General features: G+C 66.2%; 14 protein-coding genes and 1 riboswitch. Of the genes, 7 read left to right on the forward strand and 7 right to left on the reverse strand.

Annotated elements, in window-relative coordinates; genetic code table 11:
* Window positions 1-59 precede the first annotated feature (59 nt).
* Both BLT66_RS14305 and BLT66_RS14310 read left to right on the forward strand, forming a co-directional pair.
* Window positions 60-365, forward strand: a complete 306-nt coding sequence (locus BLT66_RS14305; RefSeq protein ID WP_092758374.1) for a DUF6172 family protein — start codon at window positions 60-62, stop codon at window positions 363-365.
* 5 nt (window positions 366-370) lie between these two features.
* Window positions 371-733: a hypothetical protein gene (locus BLT66_RS14310; protein ID WP_092758375.1), complete on the forward strand. Its 363-nt coding sequence runs from the start codon at window positions 371-373 to the stop codon at window positions 731-733.
* Window positions 734-736: 3 nt separating this feature from the next.
* Here the strand turns inward: BLT66_RS14310 and metF are convergent, their stop codons facing one another.
* The 6 genes from metF to BLT66_RS14340 all read right to left on the reverse strand — a co-directional run bounded on the left by metF (window position 737) and on the right by BLT66_RS14340 (window position 7,262).
* Window positions 737-1,582 carry a methylenetetrahydrofolate reductase [NAD(P)H] gene (gene metF, locus BLT66_RS14315; RefSeq protein WP_092758376.1) on the reverse strand — a complete coding sequence of 282 codons (846 nt, stop codon included), beginning with the start codon at window positions 1,580-1,582 and terminating at the stop codon, window positions 737-739.
* Complete coding sequence (locus BLT66_RS14320) at window positions 1,579-2,595, reverse strand: TlyA family RNA methyltransferase (RefSeq protein ID WP_092758377.1); 1,017 nt, start codon at window positions 2,593-2,595, stop codon at window positions 1,579-1,581. Before BLT66_RS14320 ends, metF begins: the two co-directional genes overlap by 4 nt.
* 54 nt (window positions 2,596-2,649) lie before the next feature.
* Window positions 2,650-4,083 carry an adenosylhomocysteinase gene (ahcY, locus tag BLT66_RS14325; protein ID WP_092758378.1) on the reverse strand — a complete coding sequence of 478 codons (1,434 nt, stop codon included), beginning with the start codon at window positions 4,081-4,083 and terminating at the stop codon, window positions 2,650-2,652.
* A gap of 88 nt (window positions 4,084-4,171) precedes the next feature.
* Window positions 4,172-4,265: riboswitch (S-adenosyl-L-homocysteine riboswitch) on the reverse strand.
* Between the two features lie 51 nt (window positions 4,266-4,316).
* Window positions 4,317-4,985 (reverse strand): SDR family oxidoreductase, encoded by a 669-nt coding sequence (locus BLT66_RS14330; protein WP_092758379.1) that lies wholly within the window; start codon window positions 4,983-4,985, stop codon window positions 4,317-4,319.
* A gap of 114 nt (window positions 4,986-5,099) precedes the next feature.
* Window positions 5,100-6,293: an acetyl-CoA C-acyltransferase gene (locus BLT66_RS14335; protein WP_092758380.1), complete on the reverse strand. Its 1,194-nt coding sequence runs from the start codon at window positions 6,291-6,293 to the stop codon at window positions 5,100-5,102.
* A 117-nt stretch (window positions 6,294-6,410) separates the two neighbouring features.
* Window positions 6,411-7,262 carry a helix-turn-helix domain-containing protein gene (locus BLT66_RS14340; RefSeq protein WP_092758381.1) on the reverse strand — a complete coding sequence of 284 codons (852 nt, stop codon included), beginning with the start codon at window positions 7,260-7,262 and terminating at the stop codon, window positions 6,411-6,413.
* A 197-nt stretch (window positions 7,263-7,459) separates the two neighbouring features.
* Here BLT66_RS14340 and BLT66_RS14345 point away from each other — a divergent pair, with 197 nt between their 5' ends.
* From BLT66_RS14345 to BLT66_RS14355, 3 genes are read left to right on the forward strand one after another with little or no spacing between them, the layout of a single operon-like run.
* On the forward strand, window positions 7,460-8,329 hold the full coding sequence (locus BLT66_RS14345; protein WP_092758382.1) for a fumarylacetoacetate hydrolase family protein: 870 nt from the start codon (window positions 7,460-7,462) through the stop codon (window positions 8,327-8,329).
* A 7-nt stretch (window positions 8,330-8,336) separates the two neighbouring features.
* Entirely contained in the window at window positions 8,337-9,116 is a 780-nt protein-coding gene (locus BLT66_RS14350) for an alpha/beta fold hydrolase (RefSeq protein ID WP_092758383.1), read from the forward strand.
* A gap of 23 nt (window positions 9,117-9,139) precedes the next feature.
* Window positions 9,140-10,480: a metal-dependent hydrolase family protein gene (locus BLT66_RS14355; protein ID WP_092758384.1), complete on the forward strand. Its 1,341-nt coding sequence runs from the start codon at window positions 9,140-9,142 to the stop codon at window positions 10,478-10,480.
* Window positions 10,481-10,487: 7 nt separating this feature from the next.
* Here the strand turns inward: BLT66_RS14355 and BLT66_RS14360 are convergent, their stop codons facing one another.
* Entirely contained in the window at window positions 10,488-11,375 is an 888-nt protein-coding gene (locus BLT66_RS14360; RefSeq protein ID WP_092758385.1) for a LysR family transcriptional regulator, read from the reverse strand.
* 94 nt (window positions 11,376-11,469) lie between these two features.
* Here BLT66_RS14360 and BLT66_RS14365 point away from each other — a divergent pair, with 94 nt between their 5' ends.
* Together BLT66_RS14365 and BLT66_RS14370 are read left to right on the forward strand one after the other, a co-directional pair.
* The gene (locus BLT66_RS14365; RefSeq protein WP_176955053.1) at window positions 11,470-12,078 is read left to right on the forward strand and encodes an MFS transporter; all 609 of its coding nucleotides are present in this window, start codon (window positions 11,470-11,472) and stop codon (window positions 12,076-12,078) included.
* Window positions 12,026-12,676: an MFS transporter gene (locus BLT66_RS14370; RefSeq protein ID WP_369821601.1), complete on the forward strand. Its 651-nt coding sequence runs from the start codon at window positions 12,026-12,028 to the stop codon at window positions 12,674-12,676. The genes BLT66_RS14365 and BLT66_RS14370 overlap by 53 nt, the downstream gene beginning before the upstream one ends.
* Window positions 12,677-12,678 lie beyond the last annotated feature (2 nt).

Below are 12,678 nucleotides of genomic sequence, written 5' to 3' on the forward strand. Positions count from 1 at the left end.
ATCGAGCGCCTGCCGTGTGCCATCCAACCAGGATGGCAACGGTCTCTCAAAGGCACTCTGTGAAGAAAACGTTCCCCCTGGACATCGAAGGCAAGCACCGCGACCGCGTGCTGGATGCCACCAAACACGAAATCCGCAAATACATCAAACGCCAGCTGCGCGTCCCCCTGCCCGAAGGCGTGGACTACTGGGACTGGGATTGCCGCTTTGGCAGCAGCGCCGACACCGCCGTGGTCGCGCACTATGCCGCCATCACCAAGCTGATCGACGAGATCGCCGCTACTGGCGCGCCCTCGTTTTACATCGAGCTGGTGGCCAAGAACGGTGTGCGCAGCGCCAAACCGGCAGCCCCCGCACAAGACTGAACCGCATGCTCTACCTCGACTTTGACTACAGCGAAGACGAGCTAGGCTGTGGCACGTTCGAGGCCATGGCCTCGACGCGGCCCGAGCAGGTGCCGGCGGTGCGGCAAGAGGTCAAACAGGTGTTGGACTGGGCGCACACGTCCTTCCCCGGCATGCGCGCCCCGCTGGACGATGGCGGCGAGTGGGACTTCTACCTGCACGGCCAGCAGGAATGGACGGCCACCGAAGAAATCCACTACGACACGCAGAGCCGCGAGCTGCATGTGCAGCTGGGCCCGCAAGGCCTGCCGCGGCACACGCTGACCCTGTCGCTATCGGGCACGGCGCAGTTCTGCGACGCGTTCCGCCAGCAGTTCTTGACCGACTAGCGATTAGCCAGGCAGACCCAGGCGTTTGCCGATTTCCAGCGTAGCCACGCTCTGGTTCATGGTGTAGAAATGCAGACTGGGTGCGCCGCCGGCAATCAGCCGTTCGCACAAATCCGTCACCACGTCCAGGCCAAAGGCCTTGATGCTGGCCGTGTCGTCGCCAAAACCTTGCAGGCGCAGGCGTATCCAACGCGGGATCTCGGCGCCGCAGGCGTCGCTGAAGCGCATCAGCTGCGATGAACTGGAGATCGGCATGATGCCCGGCACGATGGGAATGGTCACGCCCAGCTTGCGCGCGTCTTCCACCAGGCGGAAGTAGGCGTCGGCGTTGTAGAAATACTGGGTCATCGCCGAGTTCGCCCCCGCATGCACCTTGATGGCAAATGCGTTCAGATCGGCATCGGCCGATTTGGCCTGGGGGTGCACCTCGGGGTAGCAGGCGACTTCCAGCTGGAAAGCGTCGCCAGTCTCGGCGCGGATGAAGGCCACCAGGTCGCTGGCGTAGTGGAACTCGCCACCTGCGCCATAGCCGCTGGGCAAATCGCCGCGCAAGGCCACCAGGCGCTTCACGCCCATGGCCTGCAAGGTGGCCAGTTGGGTGCGCACCGTCGCCTTGGTCGCGCCCACGCAGGAGAAATGGCTGGCGGCAGGCACGCCCTCGCCAAGTATCTCGGCCACAGTGGCAAACGTGCCTTCCTGGGTCGAGCCGCCGGCGCCGAAGGTGACCGAGCAGAACTCGGGTTTCAGCGCATACAGCGCCTCGCGCACGGTGCGCAGCTTGGCCGCGCCTTCGGGCGTTTTCGGCGGGAAGAATTCGAGACTGATGGGTAGATGGGATGCGAGACTCATGCGCCACTCGTTTTTGCAAAAATAAAATATTCACGGTTGCCGTCGCCGCCGACCACGGCGCTGTCAAACCAGTCCAGCACCTCCAGGCCGACGTCGGCGCAGCACTGGCGCAAACGCGCTTCGACAACACCGTACATGGCTTCGTCGCGCACGATGCCGCCCTTGCCGACCTGGCCGGGCTGCAGTTCGAACTGCGGCTTGACCAGCATCAGCAAACGGCTGTCCGGGTTCAGCAGCGGCACGAGCGCCGGCAAGATCAGCGTCAGCGAAATGAACGACACATCGCCCGTCACCAGGTCGAACTCCGGGTCGGTGTCCACACCGTCCAAGCCGGCTTTGCGGCGGTTCCGGCGCGGGTGGGGTGCCGCATCGGCTGCGGGGTCCGCATCCAGAGGCCGCGCGTTCACCTTGCCCGTTGCCTGCGCAATATGCGCCTCGACCTCGGCATCGTCGGCATCGTCGCTGTCGTCGTAGTCGGTGACTTCGCCTCCACCGCGCATCCAGCTGTAGGGCGCCTCAGGCTCCGGGTCGTCCACCGCGGGTGGCTCCCAGTGTTCGGACAGCACCATTTCGCAGGCTTCCTGCAGCGATTCAGGCGTGAGCGAACGGGCGTTCAGTCCTTCCACGCACAGCACCCGCAGGTCGCCACGCAGCTTGGGGTGCAACTGGCCATGGCCTACGTCCACACCGGTGACCTGGGCCGCACCGGCCTGCAGCAGGCAGTCGGTGAAACCGCCGGTGGACTGGCCCACGTCCAGCACCTTGCAGTCGGTCACGTCCAGGCTCAGGTGCTTCAGTGCGGCTTCCAGCTTGAGCCCGCCACGCGACACATAGCGCGCCTCGGCGTCGTCGAGCAACTCGATCTTGGCGTCGGTCGGAATGTCGTCCTTGTTCTTGGCGACATCACGCCATTTGATGCCGTCGAACCAGCGCATGCCCCCGGTGATCAGGCGCACGGCCTGGGAGCGGGATGCGGCCAGGCCGCGTTCTACAAGTAATTGGTCAGCGCGCATCGGGCTCCGAAGGTGAAGGTAAAAACTCCCCCGGGATGCGGGGGAGCGGACGCTTTAGTAGCGGTAGGTTTCGGCCTTGTAGGGGCCGTTTTTGGAGACGCCGATGTAGGCAGCTTGCTCGTCGGTCAGCTCGGTCAGCTGGGCGCCGACCTTCTTCAGGTGCAGGCGCGCCACCTTCTCGTCCAGGTGCTTGGGCAGCACATAGACCTTGCCGGCTTCGTAGGCGTCCTTCTTGGTGAACAGCTCGATCTGGGCGATGGTCTGGTTGGCAAAGCTGGCCGACATCACAAAACTCGGGTGGCCGGTGCCGCAGCCCAGGTTCACCAAACGGCCCTTGGCCAGCAGGATGATCTTCTTGCCGTCAGGAAACTTGATGTGGTCGACTTGCGGCTTGATTTCTTCCCACTCGTATTGCTCGATCGCCGCGACTTCGATTTCGTTGTCGAAGTGGCCGATGTTGCAGACGATGGCCTGGTCCTTCATCTTCAGCATGTGGGCGTGGGTTATGACGCTCTTGTTGCCGGTGGTGGTGACGAAGATGTCGGCGTGTTCACACGCGTAGTCCATGGTCACGACGCGGTAGCCTTCCATCGCGGCCTGCAGGGCGTTGATCGGGTCGATTTCGGTCACCCACACCTGGGCGCTCAGCGCGCGCAGTGCCTGGGCCGAGCCCTTGCCCACGTCGCCGTAGCCGGCCACGCATGCCACCTTGCCGGCGATCATCACGTCGGTGGCGCGCTTGATGCCGTCCACCAGGGATTCGCGGCAGCCGTACAGGTTGTCGAACTTGCTCTTGGTCACCGAGTCATTCACGTTGATGGCGCGGAACAGCAGCGTGCCCTTGGCCGACATTTCGTTCAGGCGGTGCACGCCGGTGGTGGTTTCTTCGGTCACGCCGATGATCTCGGCCGACTTGCGGGTGTACCAGGTAGGGTCCACAGCCAGCTTGGCCTTGATGGCGGCAAACAGCAGGGTTTCTTCTTCGCTGGTCGGGTTGCCGACGACGCTGATGTCCTTCTCGGCGCGTTGGCCCAGGTGCATCAGCAAGGTGGCGTCGCCGCCGTCGTCCAGGATCATGTTCGGGCCTTCACCGGGCGTGCCCTTGGCGCCGAAGTCGAAGATGCTGTGGGTGTAGTCCCAGTAGTCTTTCAGCGACTCGCCCTTGATGGCGAACACCGGCGTGCCGGCGGCGGCAATCGCGGCGGCAGCGTGGTCTTGGGTCGAGAAGATGTTGCACGAAGCCCAGCGCACGGTGGCGCCCAGGGCTTGCAGGGTTTCGATCAGCACGGCGGTCTGGATCGTCATGTGCAGCGAACCGGTGATGCGTGCGCCCTTCAGCGGCTGGGCTGCGGCGAACTCTTCGCGGATGGCCATCAGGCCGGGCATTTCGGTTTCGGCAATGCGGATTTCGCGCTGGCCCCAGGCAGCAAGGCTCAGGTCGGCAATGGCTTGGTCGGCGGTCAGGATGGGTTTGAGAACTGCGTTCATGGTGGGCTCCAAAACAGGTTGGTACATGTTGGTAGGGCCACTGCGCAGACGGTGAACCGGGACTCACCCGAATCTCAGCCTAGCAGGCAGTGGGTGAGCGCGGTTATCACTTGATGGACGGTTTCCGAGCCTCACACCCGTACCTGTGTGCCAGGCCAGGGGTTGCAGCGCTCCTCGGAGGGGTGGATTATACGTAGAGCCGCGCGGCCGGGGCCGCCGTTACACATCGGCCCTCACCAGCCCGCATAGGGCCGGCCGTCGTGGTGCAGAAAACGGCCCCGGTCGGCCGGTGTGGCGGCGGCCAAGGTGTTGCGCATGGCAGCCACGCTGTCCTGCACCGTCAAGCGTGCGCCCGGCCCGCCCATATCGGTCTGCACCCAGCCCGGGCACAGCGCCAGCAGGGTGGCGCGCGGATAGTCGTGCTGGGCCGCAGCCACCGCCATGTTCAGCGCCGCCTTGCTGACGCGGTAGGCCCAGACGTCGCTGGACGACACATCCCCAATCTGCCCCATGCCACTGCTGATGAAGGCGAACACGCCACCGGCCTCCTCCACCAATGGCGCCACCTGCGGAATCGCCTGCATCGCGCCCAGCACATTGGTGTGCATCACGCGGTCGAAGGCCTCGCGCGTCGGCGGCGACGTGGCGCGGCCCTCGGCATACACGCCGGCCACGTAAACGGCGGTGTCAATCTTTTCGCCGTCCAGCAGCCAGGCCAGGCCGCTGACACTGGCCGGATCGGCCACGTCCAGCCGCTGCGGCTCGGCCCCCAGCGCCTTCAGCCGGGCCAGGCCAGCGGCATCGCGGGCGGTGGCGATCACGCGGTGGCCTGCCGCCAAGTACTGGCGCGCAAACTCCAGGCCGATACCGCGCGACGCGCCAAGAATGAGGATGTGGGCCATGGCCAGGTTCCTGTGTGCAAAAACCGGCATCGTAGGCCAAGTAGGCTACGCGCAGAGAATTTAAACAAAATAGGCCTCTGGCGCATATGGAATCAGCGCTAGCAGCTACGCTATCTATAGCAACTCCAGCGCCATTGCCGTGGCCTCACCGCCGCCTATGCACAGCGTGGCGACGCCGCGGCGCAGGCCGCGCGCGCGCAAGGCGTACAGCAGGGTGACCAGAATCCGCGCGCCGCTGGCGCCGATAGGGTGGCCTAGCGCGCAGGCGCCGCCGTGCACGTTGACGATGCTGTGCGCAATATCCAACTCGGCCATCAGCGCCATCGGCACCACGGCGAAAGCCTCGTTCACCTCCCACAGGTCCACATCGGCGACGCTCCAGCCGGTCTGGGCCAGCAGCTTCTGCACCGCGCCCAGCGGCGCCGTGGCAAACCATTCGGGCGCCTGCGCATGGGTAGCATGGCCAACGACCCGGGCCAGCGGCTGTGCGCCCAGGCGCTGGGCGGTAGAGGCCAAGGCCAGCACAAGGGCCGCAGCGCCGTCGTTGATCGACGAGCTGGAGGCGGCGGTGATGCTGCCGTCCTTCTTGAATGCTGGCCGCAACGTGGGAATCTTGTCGAGTCGGATCTTGCCCGGGCCTTCGTCTATGGACACCAGCGTGTCGCCGTTACGGCCGGGCACGGTCACCGGCGTAATCTCGGCCGCAAACGCCCCCGAGGTGATGGCCGCCTGGGCGCGCTGCACGCTGGTGGTGGCAAAAGAGTCCTGCGCCGCGCGGGTGAAGCCGTATTTGGCCGCGCAGTCTTCGCCGAACGTGCCCATGGAGCGGCCGGGTTGGTAGGCGTCTTCCAGGCCGTCGAGCATCATGTGGTCCAGCACCTGGCCGTGGCCGATGCGGATGCCGCTGCGGCCCTTGGGCAGCAGGTGCGGCGCGTTGGTCATGCTCTCCATGCCGCCGGCCAGCATGACGTCGAAGCTGCCGGCGCGCAGCATGTCGTGCGCCAGCATCGCCGCCTTCATGCCCGAGCCGCACATCTTCGACAAAGTCACCGCGCCGCAGCTCTGCGGCAGACCGCCCTTGAAGGCTGCCTGCCGCGCCGGCGCCTGGCCCTGGCCGGCCATCAGGCAGTTGCCCAGCAGCGCCTCGCCGATGCGTGCCGGGTCCACCCCGGCACGCGCCACGGCAGCGCGGATCGCCGCGCCACCCAGGTCGTGGGCGGCGAGCGCGGCGAAGTCGCCCTGGAACCCGCCCATGGGCGTGCGGGCGGCACCTAGGATGACGATGGGATCGGCGGCAGGTATAGACATGGTGGGAGCTCCTTTGGGTCCACTGTACGCCGACTCCCGGCACAGAGAGTCACTATACATTTGATAGCATATCCCGCAGGATAAATAAGCGCTATCAGCGTATTTCTCTACATAACCCTAGCGGGGCACGCCGGTCACGGTGTTCGGCAATGGATCGCGCACGGCACGCCGAAATATCGACGGCGACACGCCGGTGTGCTCCTTGAAGAAGCGCGAAAAATTGCCCGGGGCCGAGAAGCCCAGGTCCAACGCCACGTCGGTCAGCGGCAGGCCTTCGCTGACGCGGCGCATCGCTTCCTCGACCCGCACGGCACTCCAGAACACCTGCGGCGTGGCGTTGAGCTGGTCGCGGAACAGCGCAAAGAAATGCGCGCGCGACAAACCGACCTGGGCGGCGATGTCGTCCACCGTGGTCTTCTCGGCCACGTGCTCGCGCATATGGGCGATGGCCTTGCGCAGCCGGTGGTCCAGCGTGGGGCCGAAGGCGGCGGGCGGCGGCACCTCGACCTGCTCGGTCGAGGCCTGGATGGCGGCTTCCAGCAGCCGCCCCACTTCTTCGTCCACCGCGTCGCGCGGCGTGTCCAGCGCCAGTATCAAGTCCAGCACCCGCCAGCAGGCTTGGCGCAGCGCCGGGTGGATGGGGATGCGCGGCGATGGAAAGCGGAAGTTGCGCCCCAGCGCCTGGCTGCGTGCATCCAGCCAGGGCTTGGACAGCATGAAGGCTAGGAAAAGGCAGGGGCCGCTATCGTCCAGCAGCACCATGTCGTGCGACTCAAAGGCGTTCGCCCCCAGGGCGACGTTCTCGCTGTAGTCCACCACCGTCGCACCCACCAGGGCACGGGCGCGGGCCCCACCGAGCCAGAAGGCGATCTGCGTTTCGGAGTGCGCGTGCGCCACCAGATTGGCGCGCAGCTCCAGCACGATGGCCGTGCCAAATGCGCCTGTGTGGAGTGCGTACGCCTCGGCCATCGTGAAAGTCCTGGTGGTGGGGAATGGCCGCATTGTGTGCCCGCCCAAACCCGCCCGAGCCCCCGGCTAGGGAATGTACTTAGCACGCCATCAGACGATTTGATACGCCGCCGGACGGGCGGATAAGCCGGTTTTCGGCGCTCTACCTACAGTTGCGCTGCACCCTGCTTCAACCCTTTTTGCACTGGAAAGCCACCATGAAAATCGCCACCTACCTCGTCGCAGGCCAACGCTATGTAGGCCTCGTCGCTGCCGATGAAAGCAGCGTCACCGCTCTGGACCTGACACCGGCGGAAGCCTTGAAAGGCGCTCTGTCCGTCATCGAAACCCTGGCCGCAGGCGGCAAGATGCCCGCCACCACTGGCACGCCGATCGCCCTGGCCGACGTGGCGCTGGACGCACCCATTCCCCTGCCCCGGCGCAACCTCTGGTGCGTGGGCCGCAACTACCACGCGCACGCCAAGGAACTGGCCGCGTCGGTGTTCAAGGACAACAGCGCCAACACCGAAGAGTGGCCCATCGTCTTCACCAAGGTGCCCGAATGCGTGGTTGGCCCGCACGACGCAGTGCGCGTGCCGGTGGAAGTGACGACCGCCGTGGACTACGAAGCCGAGCTAGCCGTGGTGATCGGCAAGGGCGGCAAGAACATTTCCCGCGCTGCGGCCATGGAACATGTGTTTGGCTACACCATCGTCAACGACGTGTCGGCCCGCGACGTGCAGGTGCGCCACCAGCAGTGGGACATGGGCAAGTCCTTCGACACCTTCTGCCCGATGGGCCCGTGGATCGTCACCGCCGACGTGCTGGACGGCCGCGAGACCCGTGTGCGCTGCTGGGTCAACGGCGAGCTGCGCCAGGACGGCCCCACGCAGAACATGATTTTTGACATCCCCACGCTGATCGAAACCATCTCGCGCGGCATCACCCTGTACCCCGGCGACGTGATCGCCACCGGCACCCCGGCGGGCGTGGGCATGGGCATGCAGCCCCCGCGCTACCTGGCGGCAGGCGATGTGGTGCGCATCGAAGTCGACGGCATCGGTGCCATCGAAAACCGTTTCGTCTGAGGTCAGCATGGCAAGCCAACTGATCCACGGCCTGGCCGTTGAAATCGAAGGCAGCGGCCCACCGCTGCTGTGCATCCACGGCCTGGGCGGCTCGTCGAATGTGTGGACCCCGCTGCTGGGCGCGCTGACGGGCTTTCGGGTCATCCGGCCCGACCTGCCGGGCAGCGCCCGCTCGGCCCTGCCGCCGGGCGCGCTGTCCATCCAGGGCTATGTAGATGCGCTCATAGCCCTGCTGGACGCGCTGGATATTCCGGCCGCGCATGTCGCCGCGCATTCGCTGGGCACGGTGGTCGCGCAGCACCTGGCGGTGCAGCACCCGGGCCGCGTGCTGTCGCTGGCGCTGTTTGGCCCGCTGGTAGCTCCGCCCGAAGCCGGCCGCCCCGGTATCCACGCCCGCGCCCAGTTAGCCCGCAGCGGCCTGACCGGCATGCAGGAGATTGCCGATGCCATCGCCAAGGGCGCCACCGGTGCAGAGACCAAGGCGCAGCAGCCCGCGGTGCTGGCCCTGGTGCGCGAGATCGTGATGCGCCAATCGGCCGAAGGCTACGCCCAGAGCTGCGAAGCCCTGGCCCGGGCTGAGTCTGCCGCCATCGAGCAGATCCGCGTGCCCACCTTGCTGGTCACCGGCGACCAGGACGGCGTGGCCCCGGCGGCGAATGTGGCGCTGATGGCCACGCGCATTCCCGGCAGCCAGACGCTGCTATTCGAGGCCTGCGGCCACTGGACCCCGTTCGAGCAAGCAGCCCGCTGCATGCAGGCGCTGCAAACCTTTTACGCCACCCTTTGATTCAGACACAACAGGAGACAACCATGACCCGTACCGCATTCACCAATGTCCGCATCTTCGACGGCAGCGGCGCCGACACCTACCTGGGCGACGTGCTCGTGGAGGGCAAACGCATTGTGCAGGTGACTCGCCTGCCCGAGCGCATCAGCACCGACGACGCCCGCGTCATCGAGGGCCGAGGCCGCTTTCTGATGCCCGGCATGACCGAGGCGCACACGCATTTCTCGTGGAACGACCAGCCCTCGCTGGCGGCCATCCAGTTCATGCCGCCCGAAGAGCACATGCTGTGGTGCGTGCGGGTGGCCAAGCGCTACCTGGACATGGGCTGGACCTCGGCCATCGGCGCGGCGGCGGCCAAGCCACGGCTCGACGTGGTGCTGCGCAATGCCATCGACGCGGGCGAGTTCCCCGGCCCACGCTATCTGGCCGGCAGCCAGGAGATCACCACCATCGGCGCGCTGGGTGACAACACGCTGCCGCACATGCCGTTTCCGGAGCTGAGCTTTGGCAGCGTCTGCAGCGGACCGGAAGAAATCCGCCGCTCGGCGCGCACCTTCATCAAGTACGGCGTAGACCATCTGAAGATCAATCTGTCGGGCGAATACATCGCTGGACTGCCGGCCGAGATGTCGCCTTTTGCCGAAGAAGAAATCGCCATGCTCGCGCAAGAGGCCAAACGCTACGGCAAGCGCATGGCCGCGCATGCACGCTCTAGCGAATCGGTGAAGCAGTGCGTGCGCCACGGCATCGAGATGGTCTACCACGCCAGCTTTGCCGACGAGGAAGCACTGGACATGCTGGAAGCCGCCAAGGACAAGCACTTTGTTGCCCCCGGCATTGGCTGGCTGATCCGTACCACCTACAACGCTGCCGAGTTCGGCATCACCGAGGCCGTGGCCACGCAAATGGGCTACAAGCGCGAGCTGGAGGTTGCCGCCGCCTCGTTGCGCGCCATGCACAAACGCGGCATCCGCATCCTGCCCGGCGGTGACTACGGCTTTGCCTGGATGCCGCACGGCACCAATGCCAACGACCTGCAGTACTTCGTGGACTACATCGGCATGACCCCCGTCGAAGCCCTGCGCGCCGCCACCCAGCTCGGCGGGCAGATCATGCAGCGCCCGGATGAGCTGGGCCTGCTCAAAGCCGGCTACCTGGCGGACATCATGCTGGTCGACGGCAACCCGCTGGAGAACCTGGCGTTGCTGACCGACCCGGCCAAGATCCAGCTGGTGATGAAGGACGGCGTGGTCCACAAAGACTGCGCCACCCCGGTGCCCGACCATGCCGCCCTGCACCTGGGCGGCACCAGCTCGCCGCTGGTGGAAGAAGGGGTGAAGGAGGCGCTGGCGGAGATGCTGTAAGCAGCCCCTAGCAAGGCGGCACCACCACGTTCGCCTGCAAAAACGCCATCACGTGCCGCACCGGGGGAGAGCGGTGTCGGCTGGCCGGGAGCACCAGGTAGAACACGCTGTGCTCCACGCCGTCCCAGTCGGGCAGGATGCGCTGCAACCGCCCCTCGGCCACCAGGCCGTGGGCGTAGTAGGCCGGGACATTCACAATGCCCAAGCCGTCCAGCGCCGCCTGGGTCATCGCCGCCCCGCTGTTGCTGGCGAAGCGCCCGGCGGGTTGCAGGCTGGCACGCTGCGCGCCCTGCACAAAGTCCCAGGGCCGCTGCACCAGCGGCAAACACCATTCGGCGGGCAGATCGGCCGGGGTGCGGATGGGCGGCAGGCTGCGCAGCAAGGCCGGGCTGGCCAGTACCCATAGCGGCACGGCCAGCAGCCGGGTGGCGACCAGAGAGCTGCTGCTCTCCAGCGGCCCCATGCGTACCGCCAGGTGAAAGCCCTCGGCCACCAGGTCCACATTGCGGGCCGATACGTCCAGCTCCAGCTGCACCAGCGGGTGCTCGGTGCAAAACCGTGTCAGCAGCGGCACCAGTTGCTCTTCGGCAAACTTGCCCGCCAGGCTGATGCGCAGGCGGCCCTCCACCACGTCCTGCGTGTCCAGCACGATGTCTTGCGCCCGCATCAGCTCTTGCAGCAGCGGCTGGCTGGTGTCGAACAAACGCCGGCCGGGCTCGGTCAGTTGCATTTGCCGGGTGGTGCGCACGAACAGCTGCGCGGCCAGGCGGCCCTCCAGCTCGGCAATCTGGCGGCTGATGTGGGACACCGACACCCCCATCTGCCGCGCCGCCCCGGTGAAGGTGCCGCGCTCCACCACCGCCACAAATTCCAGCAGGCCGTTCAAGCTTCCCATATTTGCAATCCTGCAAGAGTGTTTCTTCAATTCAACGGATTATCAACTTGCAAGCAAGAAAATACGATACGGGCTCTTATCCCTTGGAGCCTGTATGTCCCCTGCCCTGCTCGCCTTGAGCGCTGGTACGTTTGCCCTCGGCTTTGCCGAGTTCGTCGCGGTCAGTCTGGTGCCCGCCATCGCCGCTGACACCGGCCTGGGCCTGGGCGAGGTGGGCCTGGTGGTGGGCGTATATGCCATCGGGGTCAGTATCGGCGCACCGGTGTTGAGCGCCTGGCTGGCTCCCGCGTCTCGGCGGCGGGTGCTGGCGGTCAGCATGCTGCTGTTTGCGGTGGGCAATGCGGTTACGGCCTTGAGCAGCTCCTTGCCCTTGCTGCTGGGCAGCCGCTTGCTGGCAGGGCTGATGCACGGCGTGGTGCTGGCGTTGGCCGCATCCACCGCCGCCAGCGCTGCCGGGCCGGCCCGCAGCGGCCAAGCGATTGCCACCGTGTTTGGCGGACTGACGCTAGCGCTGGTGCTGGGTGTGCCGCTAGGCACACTGGCCAGCGGCACCGTGCGCTGGCAGTTCATTTTTGGCGCCATCGCGCTGCTGTCTGCTGTCTGCGGTCAGCGCAGTCGCACTGCTGCGGTGGGCCCCGGCCAGTACCGCATTGCCTGCAGCGGCGGGTACGCCCCGGCCCAGCGTCTGGGCCACGGTGTCTGATCTGCCCACCTTGCGGCCGGTGGTGACCACGGCGCTGGCCTACGCGGGCTCGTTCACCGGCTTCACCTACATCGCGGTGCTGCTGGCGCAGAGCACCCATTTGGGAGCCCAGGGCATCACCGGCATGTTTGCCCTGTATGGGGTCAGCGCGGCGATGGGCAACACCCTGGGAGGCCGATTTGTAGACCGCGTGGGCAGCCGCAGCGCCGCGCTGTGCGTGGTCGGCGGCCTGGTACTGGCACTGCTGGGTGCCGCCCTGGGGGCGGCATCGGCCCCGGCCATGGCCGCGGTGATGCTGGTCTGGGGCCTGGCATCCTTTGGGGCGGTGCCGGTGCTGCAAAAAACCGTGCTGGTCGCCGCCCAACAGAACCCGGCGGGCAGCCCCGAGCTGGCCTCGGGCATGAACATCGCCGCCTTCAACCTGGGCATTGCCGTGGGCTCGGTGGCAGGCGGCATCGCCAGCGCGCACTCGCCCCAAATGCCCATGTGGGTGGGCTTGGTGCCTCTTTTTTTCGCGGCCATCGTGGCCACACGTCTAGCCCCTGCCGCCCGGTCTATCCATCCGGCACGGGGCGCATTTAACCAAGCAGGAGTATGAAC

This window comes from Rhodoferax sp. OV413 (assembly GCF_900104385.1).
Taxonomy (GTDB): Bacteria; Pseudomonadota; Gammaproteobacteria; order Burkholderiales; family Burkholderiaceae_C; genus Rhodoferax_B.